27 protein-coding genes are annotated in these 20,027 nt (G+C 65.1%); 11 read left to right on the forward strand and 16 right to left on the reverse strand.

The features are described from left to right. Position 1 precedes the first annotated feature (1 nt). Together G4223_RS14745 and G4223_RS14750 are read right to left on the reverse strand one after the other, a co-directional pair. Positions 2 to 970, reverse strand: coding sequence for an NADPH:quinone oxidoreductase family protein (locus tag G4223_RS14745; protein WP_163681331.1), 969 nt, complete (start codon positions 968 to 970; stop codon positions 2 to 4). Positions 971 to 996: 26 nt separating this feature from the next. Then, positions 997 to 1,824, reverse strand: a complete 828-nt coding sequence (locus G4223_RS14750) for a hypothetical protein (RefSeq protein WP_241004129.1) — start codon at positions 1,822 to 1,824, stop codon at positions 997 to 999. A gap of 145 nt (positions 1,825 to 1,969) precedes the next feature. Between G4223_RS14750 and G4223_RS14755 the strand changes: the two genes are divergently transcribed. From G4223_RS14755 to G4223_RS14765, 3 genes are all read left to right on the forward strand, one after another. Next, positions 1,970 to 2,233: a hypothetical protein gene (locus G4223_RS14755; protein WP_163681334.1), complete on the forward strand. Its 264-nt coding sequence runs from the start codon at positions 1,970 to 1,972 to the stop codon at positions 2,231 to 2,233. A 68-nt stretch (positions 2,234 to 2,301) separates the two neighbouring features. Continuing rightward, entirely contained in the window at positions 2,302 to 2,820 is a 519-nt protein-coding gene (locus G4223_RS14760) for an NUDIX hydrolase (RefSeq protein WP_163681335.1), read from the forward strand. Between the two features lie 94 nt (positions 2,821 to 2,914). After that, the gene (locus G4223_RS14765; protein WP_163681337.1) at positions 2,915 to 3,421 is read left to right on the forward strand and encodes an invasion associated locus B family protein; all 507 of its coding nucleotides are present in this window, start codon (positions 2,915 to 2,917) and stop codon (positions 3,419 to 3,421) included. Between the two features lie 209 nt (positions 3,422 to 3,630). Here the strand turns inward: G4223_RS14765 and G4223_RS14770 are convergent, their stop codons facing one another. The 6 genes from G4223_RS14770 to G4223_RS14795 form a co-directional block, all read right to left on the reverse strand. Next, positions 3,631 to 4,062, reverse strand: a complete 432-nt coding sequence (locus tag G4223_RS14770) for a CBS domain-containing protein (protein ID WP_163681339.1) — start codon at positions 4,060 to 4,062, stop codon at positions 3,631 to 3,633. Between the two features lie 222 nt (positions 4,063 to 4,284). Further along, positions 4,285 to 4,791 carry an Hsp20/alpha crystallin family protein gene (locus tag G4223_RS14775; protein ID WP_163681341.1) on the reverse strand — a complete coding sequence of 169 codons (507 nt, stop codon included), beginning with the start codon at positions 4,789 to 4,791 and terminating at the stop codon, positions 4,285 to 4,287. Between the two features lie 107 nt (positions 4,792 to 4,898). Further along, complete coding sequence (gene fliP / locus G4223_RS14780; RefSeq protein ID WP_163681343.1) at positions 4,899 to 5,669, reverse strand: flagellar type III secretion system pore protein FliP; 771 nt, start codon at positions 5,667 to 5,669, stop codon at positions 4,899 to 4,901. Further along, entirely contained in the window at positions 5,666 to 5,959 is a 294-nt protein-coding gene (locus G4223_RS14785; protein ID WP_163681345.1) for a flagellar biosynthetic protein FliO, read from the reverse strand. Before G4223_RS14785 ends, fliP begins: the two co-directional genes overlap by 4 nt. Before the next feature lie 5 nt (positions 5,960 to 5,964). Continuing rightward, positions 5,965 to 6,243, reverse strand: a complete 279-nt coding sequence (locus tag G4223_RS14790; protein ID WP_163681347.1) for a hypothetical protein — start codon at positions 6,241 to 6,243, stop codon at positions 5,965 to 5,967. Continuing rightward, the gene (locus G4223_RS14795) at positions 6,240 to 6,608 is read right to left on the reverse strand and encodes an EscU/YscU/HrcU family type III secretion system export apparatus switch protein (RefSeq protein ID WP_163681348.1); all 369 of its coding nucleotides are present in this window, start codon (positions 6,606 to 6,608) and stop codon (positions 6,240 to 6,242) included. The genes G4223_RS14790 and G4223_RS14795 overlap by 4 nt, the downstream gene beginning before the upstream one ends. 175 nt (positions 6,609 to 6,783) lie before the next feature. Between G4223_RS14795 and flgB the strand changes: the two genes are divergently transcribed. The 8 genes from flgB (at position 6,784) to G4223_RS20280 (ending at position 12,687) form a co-directional block, all read left to right on the forward strand. Then, a complete protein-coding gene (gene flgB / locus G4223_RS14800) occupies positions 6,784 to 7,182 on the forward strand; it encodes a flagellar basal body rod protein FlgB (RefSeq protein WP_163681350.1) in 399 nt (132 codons plus the stop codon). 12 nt (positions 7,183 to 7,194) lie between these two features. After that, entirely contained in the window at positions 7,195 to 7,605 is a 411-nt protein-coding gene (gene flgC / locus G4223_RS14805; protein WP_163681352.1) for a flagellar basal body rod protein FlgC, read from the forward strand. A gap of 34 nt (positions 7,606 to 7,639) precedes the next feature. Next, positions 7,640 to 7,960 carry a flagellar hook-basal body complex protein FliE gene (fliE, locus tag G4223_RS14810; protein WP_163681354.1) on the forward strand — a complete coding sequence of 107 codons (321 nt, stop codon included), beginning with the start codon at positions 7,640 to 7,642 and terminating at the stop codon, positions 7,958 to 7,960. A 21-nt stretch (positions 7,961 to 7,981) separates the two neighbouring features. Then, entirely contained in the window at positions 7,982 to 8,251 is a 270-nt protein-coding gene (fliQ, locus tag G4223_RS14815; protein WP_163681355.1) for a flagellar biosynthesis protein FliQ, read from the forward strand. Positions 8,252 to 8,261: 10 nt separating this feature from the next. Further along, positions 8,262 to 9,020 (forward strand): flagellar biosynthetic protein FliR, encoded by a 759-nt coding sequence (fliR, locus tag G4223_RS14820; protein ID WP_163681357.1) that lies wholly within the window; start codon positions 8,262 to 8,264, stop codon positions 9,018 to 9,020. A 7-nt stretch (positions 9,021 to 9,027) separates the two neighbouring features. Further along, positions 9,028 to 10,101 (forward strand): flagellar biosynthesis protein FlhB, encoded by a 1,074-nt coding sequence (gene flhB, locus G4223_RS14825; protein ID WP_163681359.1) that lies wholly within the window; start codon positions 9,028 to 9,030, stop codon positions 10,099 to 10,101. Next, positions 10,091 to 12,484 (forward strand): hybrid sensor histidine kinase/response regulator, encoded by a 2,394-nt coding sequence (locus tag G4223_RS14830; protein ID WP_338086884.1) that lies wholly within the window; start codon positions 10,091 to 10,093, stop codon positions 12,482 to 12,484. Before flhB ends, G4223_RS14830 begins: the two co-directional genes overlap by 11 nt. Positions 12,485 to 12,555: 71 nt before the next feature. After that, on the forward strand, positions 12,556 to 12,687 hold the full coding sequence (locus tag G4223_RS20280) for a hypothetical protein (protein ID WP_277395046.1): 132 nt from the start codon (positions 12,556 to 12,558) through the stop codon (positions 12,685 to 12,687). Positions 12,688 to 12,751: 64 nt separating this feature from the next. Here the strand turns inward: G4223_RS20280 and G4223_RS14835 are convergent, their stop codons facing one another. The 8 genes from G4223_RS14835 to flgF form a co-directional block, all read right to left on the reverse strand. After that, positions 12,752 to 14,056 (reverse strand): UDP-glucose dehydrogenase family protein, encoded by a 1,305-nt coding sequence (locus G4223_RS14835; RefSeq protein ID WP_163681361.1) that lies wholly within the window; start codon positions 14,054 to 14,056, stop codon positions 12,752 to 12,754. A 21-nt stretch (positions 14,057 to 14,077) separates the two neighbouring features. Continuing rightward, positions 14,078 to 14,950, reverse strand: coding sequence for a UTP--glucose-1-phosphate uridylyltransferase GalU (galU, locus tag G4223_RS14840; protein ID WP_163681363.1), 873 nt, complete (start codon positions 14,948 to 14,950; stop codon positions 14,078 to 14,080). 133 nt (positions 14,951 to 15,083) lie between these two features. Next, positions 15,084 to 15,806: a J domain-containing protein gene (locus G4223_RS14845; RefSeq protein WP_163681365.1), complete on the reverse strand. Its 723-nt coding sequence runs from the start codon at positions 15,804 to 15,806 to the stop codon at positions 15,084 to 15,086. 6 nt (positions 15,807 to 15,812) lie between these two features. Then, positions 15,813 to 16,511, reverse strand: coding sequence for a VWA domain-containing protein (locus tag G4223_RS14850; RefSeq protein WP_163681367.1), 699 nt, complete (start codon positions 16,509 to 16,511; stop codon positions 15,813 to 15,815). Between the two features lie 135 nt (positions 16,512 to 16,646). Next, the gene (flgH, locus tag G4223_RS14855; RefSeq protein ID WP_163681369.1) at positions 16,647 to 17,408 is read right to left on the reverse strand and encodes a flagellar basal body L-ring protein FlgH; all 762 of its coding nucleotides are present in this window, start codon (positions 17,406 to 17,408) and stop codon (positions 16,647 to 16,649) included. A 21-nt stretch (positions 17,409 to 17,429) separates the two neighbouring features. Continuing rightward, positions 17,430 to 18,386 (reverse strand): flagellar basal body P-ring formation chaperone FlgA, encoded by a 957-nt coding sequence (gene flgA / locus G4223_RS14860; RefSeq protein WP_163681371.1) that lies wholly within the window; start codon positions 18,384 to 18,386, stop codon positions 17,430 to 17,432. 12 nt (positions 18,387 to 18,398) lie between these two features. Then, entirely contained in the window at positions 18,399 to 19,184 is a 786-nt protein-coding gene (flgG, locus tag G4223_RS14865; protein WP_163681373.1) for a flagellar basal-body rod protein FlgG, read from the reverse strand. A gap of 19 nt (positions 19,185 to 19,203) precedes the next feature. Then, a complete protein-coding gene (flgF, locus tag G4223_RS14870; RefSeq protein ID WP_163681375.1) occupies positions 19,204 to 19,938 on the reverse strand; it encodes a flagellar basal-body rod protein FlgF in 735 nt (244 codons plus the stop codon). Positions 19,939 to 20,027 lie beyond the last annotated feature (89 nt).

Raw genomic sequence — 20,027 nt, forward strand, 5'->3', positions numbered from 1 at the left:
ATCATACCGTCAGCACCACCTTGCCCGTCGCCGCCCGCCCCTTCAACAGGGCCAGGGCGTCGGCGGCCTGGTCGAGCGGCAGGGTGCGCGACACCAGCGGCTTCAGCTTGCCCTCGGCCCACCATTGCACGCATTCAACCAGGGAGTGCTGGACCAGCGCCGGATTGAGCTTGCGGTACGCCCCCCACCAATAGCCGATCACCGTGACGTTCTTGACCAGCAAGATGTTGGCGGGGATCTGCGGCACCGTGCCCGAGGCGAAACCGATCACCAGGATGCGGCCGTCGGGCGCGACCGAGCGCAAGCTGGCGTCGAACACCGCGCCGCCAACCGGATCATAGATCACGTCGGCGCCGCGCCCACCGGTCAAAGCCTTGACCCGTTCGCGAATGTCCTCGGATTTGTAGTCGATGCCATGATGGGCGCCATGGTCCAGCGCCACCTTGACCTTGTCGGGACCGCCGGCGGTGGCGATCACCGTGGCCCCCATGGCCACCCCCACTTCCACCGCCGTCAACCCGACGCCGCCGGCCGCGCCGTGCACCACCAGCACCTCGCCGGATTTCAGCCCGGCCTTGCCCTTGAGCCCCAGATGCGAGGTGCCATAGGCCACGGGGAACCCGGCGGCGGTGACGAAATCCAGCGTCTCGGGCAACATCACGACGTCGGTGTATTCGGCCACCGCTTCCTCGGCGAAGGCGCCGCCGGTGACCGCCGCCATCACCCGATCCCCCACCGACAGGCCAAAGACCGCCGCGCCCAGTTCCGTCACCGTGCCGGCCAGTTCCATGCCGGGGACCAGCGGGGGCTCGACCTTTTCCTGGTATTTGCCGTTGACGAACAAGGTGTCGGCAAAGTTCACCCCGGCGGCCGCCACCCGGATTCGCACCTGGGTCGGCCCCAGGGGCGACGGATCGATCTCGCGCAGTTCGAGAGCGGCGCCAAAGGCGGGGCAGACGACGGCACGCATGGGAAACACCTTCTCAGCGGTGGGATTTACGACGCCTTGGCCAGCGGCGTCCGGCGCTGGGCGGCCCAGGCCCGTTTCAGGGTGGTGAACAGCATGATCTCGGTCAGCTGGTCACGGTCCATGATCCCCGCCACCTCTTGGTGGGCATAGCGGATCAACTCAGGCGCGACCCGGTCGGATGCCAAAAGATTGGTAAGCAGTTCCTTGCGCACCAGCGGCGGGTACTTGCACACCTCGCGCAGCAAGGCGACCTTGACCAGGACGGGAATGCGCGCGGCGATGAACAGACGATCGACGCACAGCGCGTAGATGCCGAAATCCAGCTTGCCGGCAACCGTGCGGGTGAAATCCAGGAACTCGTCCAGGAACAGGCTTTCGCTGATCTTCTTGGCGGTCAACAGCTTGACCACGTCCAGAAAGGCGCGATAGCGCTGGCGTGCCGGTCCCACCGTGCCGCCCAACTCGGCGGCGATTTCCTTGATCTGGCTTTCGCGGAACCGCGCGGCGATCAGCGATTCCGCCGATTCGCGCACGCTTTCGTCAAAGGCCGTTTCCTCGATCAGCGCGAACAGACGCTCGTACTTCTCGCGATCCTTGGCGGCGACCTTGCTGGCCACCATGCCCAGCGGCAGCACCGCCGCCTTGGCCACCTGGGAATCGCGGGCGACGATGGCCGCCATGGAGATCGCCGCCAGATCGGCCACCCGGCCGTTCAACAGGTCGTCGGTGATCACCATGCGATCGCCCGGCGCCAACGTCAGATTGGTGTTGAGCGCCCCGCATTCCATGAAATGCGCCGCCAGATCGGCCGCCGGCGGCGTGATGCGCGAGGAAGGGGCGGTGGACATCATCATGGCCCCATTTAGCCCGAGACGCGAGTCGAGGGCAAGGACAACCACTGTTGTCGAGGGCAAGGACAACCACCATTCCTGGCACCTTGTTCTCAACCGTGTTAAGGTATGGCTTCGGAAGTGTCCTTGGGGTTCGGATTTCAAGACAATGGCGGACAACCAGACCCGCATCGGATCGTCGCTGCCCACAACGGGTATGGATTTGCTGCGCCAGATTTCCGGCGTCGGTTCCGTCTCTCCGACCACGGGAGGGGGCGGCGGCGGTGCCGTGGCCGCCACCGGCGGCGGCAGTGGCGGCGGTCAGGCCGGCGCCTTCGGTCCGCGCGGCAGCCGTGTGCTGCCGGCCGATTATCCCATGGACCAGTTGGACCGCAGCGCCGCCCGCGGCACCTATCTCGACATCCTGGTCTGAAAACGCCGAATGGCGAATCAGGCGGGTAAAGCCTTGCCCTGACGGCGCGGGTTGTTCACACTGGCGCCATGAGCCCGCAAGGACCCGTCATCCGCAGCATCCCCGAAGGTGACGACCGCGAACGTCTGGTTTGCGGCGATTGCGGCTTCGTCCTTTACGAAAACCCCAAGGTCATCGTCGGCGCCGTCTGCACCTGGGACGGCAAGTACCTGTTGTGCCGGCGCGCCATCGAACCGCGCCTGGGCTATTGGACCATGCCCGTCGGCTACATGGAACTGAACGAGACCACCGAACAGGGCGCGCTGCGCGAGGTGTGGGAGGAAGCCCAGGCCCGCGCCAGGATCGACGCCTTGCTGGCCATCTATTCCATTCCCGAAATCAGCCAGGTCCACATGATCTACCGGGCGCCGATGACCGGCCCGGACTTCGCCGCCGGCCCGGAAAGCCTTGAGGTCGCCCTGTTCGCCTGGGAGGACATTCCCTGGGACGATCTGGCCTATCCCAACGTGCGCTGGTCCTTGGAATACGAACGCGAGATGCGCGGCAAAAGCGGCTTCGCCCCACGCGGCCGCCCCGACCGGGAATAACACCCGGTTGCCATCCGTTGTTGACAAGCCGGACGCCACGGGCGTTTAACCCAACCGTTCCCTTTCATCGTCGAAACCACTGGAAGCCATCGCCATGGAACTTCGCCGCATTGCCTTGACCGCCGCATTGCTGACTTCGTTCGGCCCCGTCACCGTTTGGGCCGCCGACGCCAAAAAGCTGGCAAGTGTCGGCAATTGGGAGGCCTATGCCTATTCCGAGGGGGGCGACAAGGTTTGCTATGCGGCGGCACGCGCCGACTCGCCGCGCGACAAGGGCCGCGCCGGCACCGCCGTCGCCGTCACCCACCGCCCGAAAAGCCCGGGCGAGATCAGCCTGATCGCCTCTTACGGCTTCAAAAAGGATTCCGAGGCCGAAATCCAGATCGGCGGCATGAAGCACACCTTCTTTACCCGTGGCGGATCGGCCTGGGCCAAGGACACCAAGGCGGACGCCGCCATCATCGCCGCCATGGTCAAGGGCCGCGACCTGGTGGTGAAGGCACAGCCGTCCAAGGGCGCGGCCATCACCGACACCATCTCGCTCAAGGGCTTCGGCGAAGCCCTGGCCGCCATCGACAAGGCTTGCGGCGTCAAGCGTTGAGGCAAGGCACCTGGGCCGATTTACCAGACAGAAGGTTCATGTCCATGAACCCTCTGTCTGGATCGGACCACTAGACCATCGCGCGTCAAATATGGCGCACGATGGTCTAGCTTTATGTTTAGCCCTCGCCGGGCGCGGGCATCCGCCCGCTTGGCCGCGGCCGCAATGGCCGCTGATCGTGGCGTGCGTCAGGTTTGACGCTCGCCGCTCTAGCGGGCGACGGCGAAATCGCGCAGCACCGCTTTTTCCATCTCGGACTGGGTCAGACGATAGTTGACCGCGTCGCCGATGGAAACGATGCCCAGGATATCCTCGCCGTCCACCACCGGCAGGTGGCGGATGCGACGCTTGGTCATGATCTCGAGAATCGATTTGACCGCGTCGGCGGGCGAACAGGTCACCACCGGGCTGGACATGATGTTGCGGACCGGCATGTCCAGCAGACCTTTGCCGTACTGGGTGATGCCGGTGACGATGTCGCGTTCGGAAATGACGCCCTGAAGGCGCCCCTTGGCGTCGCACACCATGGCGACACCCACCTTTTTCGCCGCCATCAGGGCGGCGGCATCCGTTACCGAATGCTCGGGACGAATGGTGAAAACGTTGCTGCCTTTGGTCTTGAGAATAGCCTCGACGGACATTGAATCCCCCGTTGTTTGCTGTTGCGGCCCCCTTGTTGGCGAAGGCCTTGGCAAGAGGATGGGGATTAGTCCGACGGATTGCAACGAGCCATAAGAAAGCCCCCTCCCCCACCCGAAGGTGGAGAAGGGGGCGCCGGAACGGCAGCGGTCGCAAGAGGGGGGGAGCAAACCGCCCGCCGCCCGGCTGATCGGGGACACCCAGGAAGACACGGGGAGGGGTCTTCAGTGGGTGGTGACCTCGATCTTTCGCGCGGCCTTGTCGGCCGGCCGCCTGGGCAGGGTGACCGTCAGCACGCCCTTGGCGAAATCCGCGCGGATGGCGTCGCAATCGACGTCGTCGGGCAGGCGCAGGCTGCGCGCGAACGCCCCCTCGACCCGCTCGGACAGATGCAGGGCGGCATCGGCCCGTTCGACCTTCTTTTCACCGGAAATGGTCAGCATGTCGCCTTGCACCCCGACCGACACGTCGGCCAGATCCATGCCGGGCAGTTCGACGCTGACGTCGTAGCGTTCGGCGCTTTCGGCCACGTTCATGCGCGGGGCGATGTCGCCGGCCAAACGCGGCCAAGCGCCAAGGCCAAACGCCGTCCGTGCGAAGGCGGCGGGAAAGAAAGCGTCGAACAGCCGGTCGACCTCGTCACGCAAGGTCAACGGGCGCGTCGCCATGTCCGGCGGCGCCGACGACAGGGTCGCGTCCTTGTCTGTGCGAATGGTGGTCTTGTCGGCCATGGCTTCCCTCCTTGCGTCCGGTTGCCGCTGGTCCGTATTCCAGCCCTGAGGGAATTATAGCACAACCGCCGGCCGAAAGGGGCGCCGAGATCGGATCGGAAATGAATTCATCCGGGGCCGAAGCTTTGCACCAGCGAACCGACCACCATGTACCAGCCGTCCACCAGCACGAAGAAAATCAGCTTGAACGGCAACGCGATCTGGGTGGGCGGGATCATCATCATGCCCATGCTCATCAGCACCGAGGCGACCACCATGTCGATGATGATGAACGGCAGGAAGATCAGGAAGCCGATCTCGAAGGCGCGGCGCAGTTCCGAGATCATGAAGGCCGGCACCATGACCTTGAGCGGCACCTGCTCCAGCTTCTCCACCTGCTTGCTGTGCGACAGGTCCATGAACAACTGCACGTCCTGGGGACGCGCGTGCCGGCTCATGAAGGCATGGAGCGGCTGGACGGTGCGGTCGAACGCCTCCATCTCCTCGAGGCTGCCGTCCATGTAGGGCTCGACACCTTGTTTCCACGATTGTTCCAAGGTGGGCGCCATGATGAACATGGTCAGGAACATCGCCAGCGACACCATCACCATGTTGGGCGGGCTTTGCATGGTGCCCAACCCCTGGCGCAGGAAGGACAGCACCACGACGATACGGGTGAAGCTGGTGACCATCACCAGGATCGACGGCGCCACCGACAAGATGGTGGTCAGGGCGATCAACTGGATGATGCGCAAGGTGGTGCTGTTGGGGTTGCCCGAACCGCCGCCGGCACCGAAATCGAAGGTCACCTGTTGCGCGGCCGCGGGCCAGGCCCACACCAGCGCCGCGGTTCCGGCCACCAGCGCCAGCGCCAGCACTCCCAGCCATTTCCGCCTCATCGCGCGCTCTCCTTCTCGGCTTCGGACGGCGACACGACGCCGGCTTCCACCACGACGTCGTTGCCGCCACCGATCAGCAACAGATGTTCGACCCCGTCGCGCCGCACCAGCACCAGCCGGCGTCGGCTGTCCAGGTTGGCCGTCTCGACCACCGCCAGGCGGCGACGCGGATTGGGCCGCGCGACCATGCCGCCGATCTGGAACCGGCGCAAGGCCCACAAGGTCGCCAGCATCAGCCCGACCACCACGGCCAGGGCCAGGACCACACGCAGATAGGATGTCCATTCCACGGCGCCTACCCCCGCACCAGCGGATCGACCCGCTCGTGAATGGCGGTTTCCAGACGGTCAAGGTCGCCGATCAGCGCTTCCAGCGCCGGCACCAGCGGCCGCCCGTCCTCGCGCGTCATGGCCGCCACCCGATCACAGATGGTCCGCACCTTGTTCTCAAGCGCCGACAGGTCGACGGTGGTGCCGGTGGCAAGCAGACGCCGCGCGGTCAGCACCAGGGACGCCGCCTTGTCCAACTCCTCGCGCACGCCGGCGACGGCGTCCGCGGCTCCGCTGGCGGTCATGCCGAGGCCTCCGCCTGGGGGGGGACCGGAACGGCACGGTTATTGGCGCGGTAGACATAGGCCAGGATCTCGGCCACCGCGGCGAAGGCCTCGATGGGGATCACCGTGTCCACCTCGACCGCGGCCAACACCTGGGCCAGATCGGGATCTGTGCGGACCTTGACGCCATTGGCGAAGGCGAGATTGAGAATTTGTTCAGCCAGCGCCCCCTTGCCCGAAGCGGTGACGGTCGGAGCATCGGCGCGGTCGGGATCGTATTGCAGCGCCACCGCCACCGGGCGTTTGGCGCGCGAACGCACCTCGGCCTCCGCCTGCCCGGCGGCCTGCTCGGCCCGCTCGTCCCACAGGTCATGGCCTGAGCCCATGTCCCTTATCGTCCCGTCCCAGAGATGGCGCCCCGCTGGCGTCCTGGCTCGACTTTCGGCGTGTGCGCTTAAAGAACGGTTAAACGCCCGTTCAAGGCGGATTCACCGTTTCTTAAAAGCCACCCCGCATACTGGGCGTGATGAGGATCGTCTTCGGGAAAAGGGCCTAAGGCCGATGTTCGACAAACTCAGCGTGGTCGCCCTGGCCAAGAACCGCATGGATTGGGTCGCCAAGCGCCAAGAGGTGCTGGCCGAGAACATCGCCAACGCCAACACCCCGAAATTCGTCCCCAGCGATCTCAAGTCCTTCGACTTCAAGTCGGTGCTGAACGACAGCAACCCCACCGTCCAGGTCAAGGTGACCAGCCCCATGCACGTCCAGCCAGTGATGACCGATCCTCAGACGGTGATCAAGGACCGCAAGGATTTCGAATCCTCGGCCGACGGCAACGCGGTGATCCTCGAGGAACAGATGGCCAAGGTGGGCGAGGCGAAAAGCGCCTATGACACCGCGGCGTCCCTGTTCCAGAAACAATTCAAGATGCTGAGAACAGCGCTTGGCAAGGGCATTTAGGGACCATAGACCATGGACGAGCTGAAAAACACGCAAGCCATCGCGTTGTCGGGCATGAAGGCCCAATCCGAACGGCTGCGCGTCATTTCCCAGAACCTCGCCAACGTCGATTCCGCGGCCCAAACCCCGGACAGCGAGCCCTATCGCCGCAAGACGGTGTCGTTCAAGACCGAACTGGACAAGACCACCGGCGCCGCCAAGGTCAAGGTGGACAAGGTCCGCACCGACAAGTCCGAGTTCCAGCGTCGCTACGACCCCAAGCATCCGGCGGCCGACAAGGACGGCTATGTGCTGATGCCCAACGTCAATCCGCTGATCGAAATGATGGACATGCGCGAGGCGCAGCGTTCATATGAAGCTAATCTGGCGGTGGTCAGCTCCAGCAAGCAATTGCTGTCGCGCACCGTCGAGATGCTGAAATAGTTCCGTCGCGCGTCCGGCCTAGGGAAAGCCTGCCATGACCACCATCAACAACGCCATCAACGCCTATTCCTCGCTCGCCAAGGCCGTCAGCGGCGGCGACGGCATGGAGGCGCGCGACACTCCCGCCCCGGTTCCCGGCACCGATTTCGCCGCCGTGCTGAAAGACGCCGCCAAGGTGGCGGTGGGGACCATGAAGGAGGCGGAAACCCAATCCGCCGCCGCCATCGCCGGCAAGGCCGACATCCGCGATGTGGTCGCCGCCGTGACCAACGCCGAGATGACCCTGGAAACCGTGGTGACGGTGCGCGACAAGGTGATCAACGCCTACAACGAAATCATGCGCATGCCGATCTGACCCCCGACGGGGATTGTTGCCATGACCGAGGCCGAACTGATCGACATCGCCCGCGAAGGCATCCTGACCATGATCGTGGTGGCGGCGCCGCCGCTTCTGACCGGTCTTGCCGTCGGTCTGGTGGTGTCGATCCTTCAGACCGTCACCCAGATTCAGGAAATGACCCTGACCTTCGTGCCCAAGGTCCTGTTGGTTTTCGGCTCGTTGATCCTGTTCTTGCCGTTCATGCTCGGCACACTCAACGATTTCTGGAAATCCATGCTGGATCGCGCGGTCGCCGGCGGCGGATAAACGGCCGGCCGTGCTCAACGAAATCCTCACCCTCGACATCTATCGCTTTTTCATGATCGTCGCCCGCGTCGGTGCGGCGATGATGCTGTTGCCGGGGTTTTCCGGGCAATTGGTGTCGACGCGGATTCGCCTGCTGCTGGCTTTGGTGGTCAGCCTGGTGTTGTTGCCGGTGGTCGGCGCGCTTTACCCGCCGCTTCCACGTCATGTGGGGGCATTGCTGCTGTTGATCATGGGCGAGATACTGGTGGGAATCTATCTCGGCGTCCTGACCCAGGCACTGATGGCCGCGCTCAACATCGCCGGCACCATCATCGGGTTCCAATCGGGCCTGACCAACGCCTTTTCCTTCGACGCGGTGGCCGAGCAGCAAGGTTCGACCCTGACCGCATTCTTGTCCACCACCGCGCTGGTCGCCATCTTCGCCACCGACCTGCACCACCTGATGCTGCGGGCCCTGGCCGATTCCTACGCCACCTTCGTCCCCGGCCAGCCCTTGCCGCTGGACGATTTCGCCTCGACCCTGGCGCACACCCTCAGCGGCAGTTTCGGGGTGGGCGTGCGGCTGGCCTCGCCCGTCCTGGCGTTCGGCCTGATCTTCTATGCCGGCCTGGGGCTGTTGTCGCGACTGGCCCCGCAAATCCAGGTGTTCTTCGTCGCCCTGCCCTTGCAGGTGATCGCCGGCTTGTCCATGCTGATGATCGCGCTGCCGCTGATCATCATGATCTTCCTGCGCTGGTTCGAAGCCGGTCTGATCCCGTTCCTGCGCTGAGGCAAGCATGGCCGACGAATCGTCCGAAGACAAATCAGAGGAACCGACAAGCAAACGTCTGGACGACGCCCGCAAGGAAGGCAACATCGCCCAGACCATGGAGGTCCGGGCGCTGGCGTCGCTGGTCGCCGGCCTGATCCTGGTGGGCTTGCTGCTGCCGATAATGGCCCGCGATCTCAAGACGTTGCTGCTGCCGTTCATCGAGCGCCCCCATACCATCATGGTCGATCCGGGCGGTTTACGGCAGTTGAGCATCGAACTGGCCCTGGCTTCGGCCCGCATCATGGCCTGGCCTTTGGCCCTTGTGGTGGTGTTCGGCCTGGGCATGTCGCTCATACAGAGCAAGGGCTTCATGTGGGTGCCGAAAAAGATCATGCCCAGCCTGGACAAGATCAGCCCGCTCAAGGGATTGCAGCGCCTGTTCTCACCCACCCAATTGGTCGAATTGGCCAAGGCGCTGCTCAAGGTGATGCTGATCGGCGGCCTGCTGTTCTGGGTCAGTTGGCGCCACCGCGCCGAATTCCAGAACCTGGCCACGCTGGAGATCGAGGACCTTCTCGGGTATTTGCGCGACCACGTCTACTTCCTGGTGCTGGTGACCTTGCTGTCGGTCACCGCCATCGCCATCGCCGACTATCTGTTCCAGCACCATCGCTGGAAGGAAAAGATGAAGATGAGCAAGCAGGAGGTGAAGGACGAGCACAAGCAGTCCGAGGGCGACCCCCAGGTCAAAGCCCGCATCCGTTCGCTGCGCATGTCCCGCGCCCGCAAGCGCATGATGTCGGCGGTGCCGTCCGCCGACGTGGTGGTGACCAACCCGACCCATTACGCGGTGGCGCTGAAATACGACCAGGAAACCATGAACGCGCCGACCCTGGTGGCCAAGGGCGCCGACCTGATCGCCAAGCGCATCCGCGACCTGGCCACCGAGAACGAGGTTCCCATCGTCGAGAACCCGCCCTTGGCCCGTGCCCTTTACGCCACCGTCGAACTTGACCAGGAAGTGCCGCCCGACCACTACAAGGCGGTCGCGGAAGTCATCGGCTACGTCATGCGTCTGAAAGGAAACCGTGCGCGCTGATTGGTGGACATCGCCGATACCATGGGGGCTGGGCGGTTCGGTGGCCGCGCTGGCGGCGGTGGCGTTCGCCCAGGGCGGCGCGCTGACCTTGCCGGCGCTGGCGGCCACCGCCGGCGCCATGACCGCCGGCAGCGTTCTCGCCCATCGCTGGGGCCAGGCCCGCCGGGCCGCGGCCAAGGCGCCGTTGCTGGCGGCGGCGTTGGAATCGGAAACCCGCGCCTGTCTGATCGCCACCGAGGATGGCCTGGAAATCCTGCGCAACGCCGGCGGACGCCGGTTGTTGGGCCCGGCCGCCGCCCCGTTGGCGCCGCTGATGACCCGCGCCGGTGCCGACGACCGCACCTTGGGCGAGTTGGAGCGGTTGCAGGCGGCGGCGCTGGTCCGGGCGCCGCGCCGCACTGAGGTCGCCCTGCCAGCCGAGGGAGGCGGCCGCGAATGGCTGGCGCTTGAGGTTCGCCCCGCCGGCAAGACCGCCCTGGCATGGTTCGCCGAGGACGTCACCGCGCGGCGCGCCATCGAGGAAACGCTGCGGCGCGAGAACGAATGGTTGGCCGATTTCGTCGATTTCCTGCCGGTGGGATGTTATTCGGCCGATTCCGACGGCATCATCCGCTCGGTCAACCACCGGCTGGCGGAATGGCTGGGCCGGCCACCATCCGAACTGGTCGGCCAAAGCCTGCTCGACATCCTGGGATGCGTTCCCGACCCCGAGGCGGAACGCACCGAATTGCGGCTGCTCGGCCGCGGCGGCGAGGTGTTCCAGGCGTTGCTGGCCCATTCGGTGTTCGACGACGGCGGCGAAATCCGCACCCGCTCGGTGGTGGTGCGCGACATGGTCCCGGAACATCAGTGGGAACGCGCCTTGCGCACCGCCGAACGGCGGTTCCGCTGGCTGTTCGACGACGCCCCCGTGGGCATCGCCCTGATCGAGCTGGATGGCACGGTCGGCACCTGCAACCTGGCCCTGCAATCCATCATGGGTATCGACCACGACGGCTTGGTCGGCTGTCCGCTCACCGAATACATCGCCGAGGAACAACGCCCGCTCGCCTTTGAACAACTGAGCAAGGTGCTGGCGGGATCGTTGCCGGGAACCCATCTCGAAGTGCGGCTGCGCGGACGGCGCGACGTCATCGCCCAGTTGTTCGTCAGCCCGACCCACGAGGACGGCGACATTTCCGGCCTGATCGTCCATTTCATCGACGCCACCGAACAGCGCAACCTGGAAGTCCAGTTCGCACAAAGCCAGAAGATGCAGGCCATGGGCCAGTTGGCCGGCGGCGTGGCCCATGATTTCAACAACCTGTTGACCGCCATGATCGGCTTTTGCGACCTGTTGCTGCAACGGCACGGGCCGGGCGACCCCAGCTTCGCCGACATCATGCAGATCAAGCAGAACGCCAACCGCGCGGCATCGCTGGTGCGTCAGTTGCTGGCCTTCTCACGCCGTCAGGCGTTACAGCCGAAACTGCTGAATGTCACCGACGCCCTGGCCGACCTCAACAACCTGTTGCGCCGGCTGTTGGGCGAAACCATCGAGCTCAAGGTGGTGCACGGCCGCCAGACCGGGTCGGTCCGCGTCGATCCCGGCCAGTTCGATCAGGTCATCATCAATCTGGCGGTCAACGCCCGCGACGCCATGCCCGGCGGCGGCACGCTGACCATCCGCACCGGCGCGGTCAAGGTGGAACAGCCGGTCCAGCGCGGACCCGAGCTGATGCCGGCCGGCGACTACGTCCTGATCGAGGTGTCCGACACCGGCACCGGCATCGCCAAGGAAAACCTGGCCCGCATCTTCGAACCGTTCTTTTCCACCAAGGAAGTGGGGGCCGGAACCGGACTGGGCCTGTCCACCGTCTACGGCATCGTGCGCCAGACCGACGGGTTCGTGCTGGTGGAAAGCGAACTGGGCCAGGGCGCCAGCTTCTCCATCTATCTGCCGCGCATCGAGGCCGAGCCGGAAGTCGAGACGAAACGCCCCATCCCCCCCCCCGAAATGGCCCCCGACCTGACCGGCAGCGGCACCATCTTGCTGGTCGAGGACGAGGACGCGGTCCGGCTGTTCGCCGGACGTGCCCTCAGGAACAAGGGATACCGGGTGATCGAGGCCCGTTCGGGCGAACAGGCCCTGGACGTGCTGCGTGGCGACGAAGCCATCGACGTGCTGATTTCCGACGTGGTGATGCCGGGCATGGACGGCGTCACCCTGGCCCGGCTGGTGCGCATGGAACGCCCCGCCATCCGCGTCATCCTGATTTCCGGTTATTCCGAAGACGTGGCACGCAACGGCATCGACCCCGACGCCGGCATCCACTTCCTGCCCAAGCCGTTCTCGTTGAAACAACTGGCCGGAGCGGTCAAACAGGTGATGACGCGGGACTAGGCCTGCCCCCCGGCTTGCCCCCCTGCGCCGCCCAAGGTAGCTTTCGGAACACGTCAAGGGGGGACGACATCATGAACAAGGTAGCTTCGACGGTGGCCGGGATCGCGTTTGCCTCGGCCGCCGCTATCGGGGTGCTGGTGGGACTCAACATGCCCCAGGCGCTGGCGCGGGCCGCCGGCTTGCGCGTCGTCGCCAATCCTTGAGAACGGGAAAAGGGCCCGTCCGCGTCGCGAACGAGCCCTTTCCTTTCCGTGACCTTGCCCCGAATCAGGGCCGGCCGATGCTGATATAGGTGAAACCGGAATCGCGCATTTCCGCCGGGTCCCAGACGTTGCGCAAATCCACCACCACCGGGTTGGTCAACAGCGACTTCATGCGGCCGATGTCCAGCGCGCGGAACTCGTTCCACTCGGTGATGATCACCGCGCAATCGGCCCCGGCCAAGGTGGCGTAGGCATCATCGCAATAGGTGATGGTCGGCAACAGCTTCTTGGCCTCTTCCATGCCTTCGGGGTCGAAGGCGCGGACGTCGGCCCCAGCCTCGACTAAGGCGGGAACGATATCCAGCGACGGGCTGTCGCGCATGTCGTCGGTATTGGGCTTGAAGGTCAGGCCCAGCACGGCCACCGTCTTGCCCTTGACCGAACCGCCACAGGCGGCGACCACCTTTTCCGCCATGGCCTTCTTGCGGGCGTCGTTCACCGCGACCACGGTTTCGACGATCTTGAGCGGCGCGTCATAGTCACGCGCGGTCTTGACCAGGGCCAGGGTGTCCTTGGGGAAGCACGACCCGCCATAGCCGGGACCGGCATGCAGGAACTTCTTGCCAATGCGGCCATCCAGGCCGATGCCCCTGGCCACGTCGTGGACGTTGGCCCCCACCTTTTCGCACAAATCGGCGATTTCGTTGATGAAGGTGATCTTGGTCGCCAGGAAGGTGTTGCCAGCGTACTTGATCAGTTCGGAGGTGCGGCGCGAGGTGAAGACGATCGGCGTCTCGATCAGGTACAGCACGCGATAGAGCTGCTTCATCACCGCCCGTGCACGGTCGCAATCGGTGCCGATCACCACGCGGTCGGGACGCATGAAGTCGTTGATGGCCGAGCCTTCGCGCAGGAACTCGGGATTGGAGACCACGTCGAATTCGGCATCCGGCCGACGCTTGCGGATGATCGCCTCGACCTCGTCGCCGGTGCCCACCGGCACGGTGGACTTGGTCACCACCACGGTATAGCCGTCCATGGCGTCGGCGATTTCCTCGGCGGCCGCGTAGACGTAGGACAGGTCGGCATGGCCGTCGCCACGACGCGACGGAGTGCCCACCGCGATGAACACCGCGTCGGCATCACGCACCGCCGCCTTGAGGTCGGTGGTGAAGGACAGGCGCCCCGCCTTGACGTTGTCGGCGACCAGTTGGTCCAGACCGGGCTCGTAGATGGGCATGACGTTCTGATGCAACAGATCGATCTTGCGGGCGTCCTTGTCGACGCATACCACTTCGATGCCGAATTCAGAGAAACAGGTTCCCGACACCAGACCCACATAGCCGGTGCCGATCATGGCGATGCGCATGACGCTGCTATCCTTTTAAGATCAAATCTTGAATTTCTTGAGGACTTCGCGAGCCGATTCGCCGATGTCCTCGCGCTCCAGCGCGAAGGCGACGTTGGCTTCGAGCCAGCCCACCTTGTCGCCGCAATCGTAGCGGTTTCCTTCGAAGCGCAGACCGTGGAACGGCACCATGCCGATGGTCTGGGCAATGGCGTCGGTCAGCTGAATTTCGCCGCCGGCGCCCTTTTCCTTCTTGTCCAGAACCTCGAACACCGCCGGATGCAGGATATAGCGGCCAATGATGGACAAGGTCGACGGCGCCACCTCGGGATCGGGCTTTTCCACCAGCCCCTTGGCCTTGGCGATGCGGCCGTTGTCGAATTCCACGTCCAGGATGCCGTAACGCTTGGTGTGTTCGCGCGGCACGTCGGACACGGCGACCACATGGCCGCCCACCTCGGTATGCACCGCCACCATCTGACGCAGGCATGGCGTCTTGGCCAGGATCAGATCGTCGGGCAACAGAACGGCGAAGGGTTCGTCCTCGACCAGATCGCGGGCACACCACACCGCATGGCCCAGACCCAGCGGCTCCTGCTGACGGGTATAGGAAATCTGGCCCGACTTGGGCATCCAACTGGTGCAGGCCTCGACCAGATCGAACTTGCCGCGCTCTTTCAGCGTACGCTCCAGGTCTGGCGCGTGGTCGAAATGATCTTCAAGCGCCGCCTTGCCGCGGCCGGTGACGAAAATGAAGTGTTCGACCCCGGCGGCGGCGGCTTCTTCCACCGCATATTGGATCAAGGGCTTGTCGACCACCGGAAGCATTTCCTTGGGCATCGCCTTGGTGGCGGGCAGGAAACGGGTGCCCATGCCCCCCACCGGAAACACGGCCTTGCGCACGCGACGAGCCATCTGGAAACTCCTTGCGAATTCATATGGTCCGGCCGGCGACGAAAACCGCCTTCAGCCGATGGGGCCTGTTTTGCCATGGCACGGCTAAGGACGCAACGGGGGTAAGGAAAAGCTGTCAACAAGCTGTGGATAACTATCCGAGCAACAGGTCGCGGGCCTGGTTGATGCGCGCGGCGATCCAGGTCGATCCCCCATGGTCGGGATGGTTGGCCAACATCAGCCGGCGATGGGCGGCGCGGATTTCCTCGGCCCCGGCATCGGCGCCGACCCCCAGGATCTCGCGCGCTTCCTCGACGCTCATGCCGGCGCGGCCGGATGGCGGCGCGGCGGCGGATGCCGACGGGCGCCCCCGCCAATCGGGCCACGCCCGATCCAACCAGGCCTCCAGCACGCGGGCGGATTCGGCGTCCACCGCCGTCTCGCGCCACAGCGCCAGCGCCTCGTCGGCATCCAGGCTGGACAACATCCGTCCGCTCAGACTTCCCGCCAACACCTGACCGTCGAACCGGCCGGTGTCATGGTCCAGTTCCATCCGCAGGAAGCGCGTTTCCACCTGACTGGCGCCGCCGGCCGCGGCACGGCCGCCGCGTACCCGGATGCCGAGGCCGCGCAACACCTTCCACCACCCATGCAGACGCACGGCGCGGGCGACCCATGGCATGATGCCGGCGGCCACCGCGAACAGGCCGGCCAGCTTGCCGGTCAGCACCAACCAGACGCCGAACAGGGCCAGCAACCCGAACGCCGCCATCTTGGCGGCGCGGGCGGCCACCTGGGGTTTGGCGCGCTTGAACCAGTCGAGGAACAGCCACGCCGCCACCAAGGCCCCCAGCACGAACAGCAATTGCGGGAACATGGCCGCTCAGCCTCCCACCTGATGGGTCAGACTCAAGGCCAAGCCGCCTTCGCGCCGGCCCAATTCGGCCAAGGCGGGCCTGCCGCCGGCGGCGAACACCGCCACCGCCCGCAACAACGCCCGCAACTGGTCGGCGGCGTTGGGATCGAAGCGGCAACTGGCGCCCCCCGACAGCTTCGCCACCTGGGCGAAGGCGCGGCCGGCGACGGCGTCCTCGCCTTCGTGAAACAAAAAGGCCGGCACCCCGCGCAGCCCCATCTCGCCGGCCAGCCGACACAGATGGTCCACGTCCTCTTCCATGCTGTCGCCGACGAACACCAGGGCATGGACACGGGCGCGCGACGCCTCGCCCAACGTGTGGCGTAAGACCTTGGCGATCTGGGTCTGGCCGCCGACGCACGCCACCTTGCCCAACAAGGTCAGCAAACGGTCGGCACTGTCGGTCCAGGCGGCGGCACGGCATTCGCCCATGCCCCGGTAATAGACCAGTTGCACCTCTAGCCCGCCCAAGGCGGCGGCGGCGGAAAACATCTCGGCGTGCAACGCTTGGGCCCGCGTCCACGCCGCCTCGCGGCTGGCGGTGGCGTCCAGCGCGAAGACCAGCCGGCCGCGCGTCGCCGTCTTCACCGCCGGCACCGAGGACAGGCGGTCAAGGAAAGCGTCGATGTCGGCACGCCCGCGGGCGTCGGGAAGCTTGTCGGCCATGCCTCCTAAATAAGGAAGCCCGTGCCCATGAGCCAGAGGGAATCGCGCCCCCTGCGGCTTTTGCCGCGCGGCAGTTTTTGCCCACGCCACAGCCCCCGCCGGATCGAAACCGGGCGGGGGCGAAGAGGAAAGCCATCAGAACGGCAGGATCACATCCATCAATTGCTGACCATAGCGCGGCTGAGTGACGTCGGAAGCGACACCGCGACCGCCATAATGGATGCGGGCTTCGGCGATCTTGTCGTAGGTCACCGAGTTCGAGCTGGAAATGTCCTCGGGCCGGATGATGCCCTGAACCGACAACTCGCGCAGTTCGTAGTTCACCCGGATTTCCTGTTTGCCCGAGATCACCAGATTCCCATTGGGCAGAACCTGGGTGATGATGGCGGCCATGTTGACCGTCATGCTTTCGGTGCGGCCGGTCTTGCCGCTGTTGGAATTGGTGCTGGCCCCGGTGGTGCCCACCAGATTGGCGGGATCGACGCTGTCGGGCAGGAACTTGTCCAGGCTGTTCTCGAAGCCGAAGAGACCGGTGATGCCGGCTGCCTCGGACGAATCGCGGGTCCTGGCCAGGCTGGTTTCGAAGCTGGCGCTGTCGTTGATGGACACCGCCACCGTCAGGATGTCGCCCACCTCCTTGGCGCGCTGATCCTTGAAGAACGCGCGCGAACCGGGCCGCCACAAGGAATTGGCGTTGGGCGGCGGCGCCACCGGCTGCGGCATGGGCATGGTCACCGGCTGGTAATTGGCCCGTTGCGTCGGGTTCTGGATGGCCGACACCTCGGGACCGCTGCCCACTTCGGACAGGCGGGTCAGGGCGTTGCAGGCCGACAGCGACGCCATCGCGGTCATCAGAGCGGCGGCCTTGAGGGCAAAATTGAGCGGGCGCGAGGTCATGTTTCGCTCCTTTCGCGAATTTTAGTTGGCCAGCGCGACGGCGCCGTTGGGGACGACGAGCACCGTTCCGGGGCCATCGACGACGGCTTCCACGACGCGCTTGCTGTGCAGGTTGGTGATGCGGATCACGTCGCCCTTGCCGCCTTCGTCGATGGAGCGACCCTGGGCGGTCAGCCGCATGAACGGCGAGGCGATGACCATGGTGACCAAAGAGTTGCGCGGCACCAGCACCGGGCGCTGGAGGTCGGCGGAACGCACCGGGGCGCCGGCCCGCAACTGGGTCCGCGGTTCCTGGCCGATCATCTGGCGGACGTCGGTGACAAGGTCGCGGCGCACGGCGTTCGAGCGCATCTCGACCCAGCCGATGTCGCGCTCGCCGACCACGTCGCCACGGCCCAGGGCCCGGTTGAGCACCGGCACGCGGACCACGGAATAGACATGGCCGTTGATGCGTTGGCGCACGGCGGACGGCAGGCCGGCCGGAGCCTCGACGGTGGCCGAGAAGCGCGCCGTGCGGGGGTCCCACGCCACATCGCGCACGGCGACGCCGATGGCTTCGCCCGAGGTGGGAACCATCATGTTGAGCGTGGTGCGATTGGCGATCTCGAAATCGAAGGGAACGGGCACGCCTTCGGCCGCCAGGGCCTCGCGCAGTTCGCTTTCCACCAGTTGCACGTCGATCATCTGGCCGGCCCGCTCGATGACCACGCTTTCGACGGGGTTGGCGGGTTTCCAGTTGATGCCGTAACGGTCGGCCACCGCGCTCAGCCAGCGGGCGTCGGCGGTCACCCGCTTGCCCGGCTGCGGCGCCGGAGCCAGCACGGTGTCGGCCTTGTCGCCCAGATTGTCCCACAGATCACCCAGATGGACGACCTCGTCCTCGATCAGAACAAAGGACTTGAGTTCGACCGGCAAACCGGCGGCAAGGGCCGGCGTGGCGGCAAGGGCGAAGATGGCGGCGAGCAGGAGGCGCTTCATGGCGGACCTCGATTACTTCATCTGGTTGATGGTCGAGAGCATCTCGTCGGATGTCTGGATAACCTTGGAATTCATTTCATAGGCGCGCTGGGCCGAGATCAGGTTGGTGACCTCGGACACCACGTTGACGTTCGAGGTTTCCAGGTAGCCCTGAAGCACGGTGCCGTAGCCGGCGGTGCCGGGATTGGCCACCGCCGCCGGGCCCGAGGCCGGGGTTTCCATGTAAAGATTGTCGCCACGCGCTTCCAGACCGGCTTCGTTGGGGAAGATCGAAATCTGCAACTGGCCGACATTGGTCAACTCGGTGGCGCCGTCACGCTTGATCAGCACCTGACCCGAGCTGTTGACCGAAACGCCAACCGCATCGTTGGGAACGTTGATGCCCGGCAACACGGTATAACCTTCGTGGGTGACGATCTGCCCCTGGTCGGACAATTGGAAAGCGCCGTCACGGGTGTAGGCGGTCTCGCCCGAGGGCAGGCGGATCTGGAAATAGCCCTTGCCCTGGATGGCCATGTCGAGCGTGTTGTCGGTGCTGCTGACCGAACCTTGTTCGGTGATGCGGTAGACGGCGGTGGTCTTGACGCCCAGCCCCAGTTGCACACCACTCGGCACGATGGTACCGGCGTCCGACGACGCGGCGCCGACGCGGCGCAGGTTCTGGTACAACAGGTCGCTGAATTCCGGCCGCCGACGGGTGTAGGCGGTGGTGTTCATGTTGGCGATGTTGTTCGAGATCACTTCGACGTTGGTCTGTTGGGCCAGCATGCCCGTGGCGGCGATATTCAGCGAACGCATGGCTTACTCTCCTACGGGCTCAGGTCCGGGGCACCAAGGCCTCGATGGCCTTCATGGTGCGCTCGTGTTCTTTGTCGATCATGTTCTGGGCGGCCTGGTATTGGCGCAAAAGCTCGGTCATCCGGGTGATCTCGACCACCGGCTGAACATTGGATTCCTCCATCATCCCCTGCACCACCTGCGGACGCTGGATCACCTCGACGGCGTCGGTGGTCTCGTACAGGCTGTCGCCGGCCTTGCGCAGGTTCTGCTCGTTGGCAAAACGCACCACCTTGAGGTTGGCGACCACGCCGTTCTCGGTGGACACGGTGCCGTCGCCGGCGATGGCGATACGGGTCTCGTTGGGGGCGAAGATGATCGGCTGGTCGTTCTTGTCCATCACCGCGAACCCTTGGGTGTTGACCAGCATGCCGGTCTCGTCCAGGCGGAAATGGCCATTGCGGGTGTAGCGCATGCCGGCCTGGGTCTCGATCTGGAAATAGCCGTCGCCGTGGATGCCGACGTCCAGCGGGTTGTCGGTCTTGGTCAGCGGGCCTTCGCGGGTGTCGCGCAACAGCGCGGTATCCTGGACGAAGGACAGCTTGCCGCCCGTGGCGCGGTTGGACGAGCGGGTATCGACCAGGAACTCGCGGAACATCATCTGCTCGGCCTTGTAGGCCGGGGTGTTGGCGTTGGCCATGTTGGTGGCGATGACGTCCAACTGGCGCCACAGGGCGTTTTGCCGCGACAGAGCGATGTAGGAGGTATTTTCCATCTCACGAAACCCGGCCTTGCGAAGCTCCCCACCATACTTGCAGGCTGCGTGCCAAGTTTCCCGGCCCGGGGAAAATGGCGGAATTCCGC

The organism is Magnetospirillum aberrantis SpK, from assembly GCF_011022235.1.
In the GTDB taxonomy this organism is placed as follows: domain Bacteria; phylum Pseudomonadota; class Alphaproteobacteria; order Rhodospirillales; family Magnetospirillaceae; genus Magnetospirillum; species Magnetospirillum aberrantis.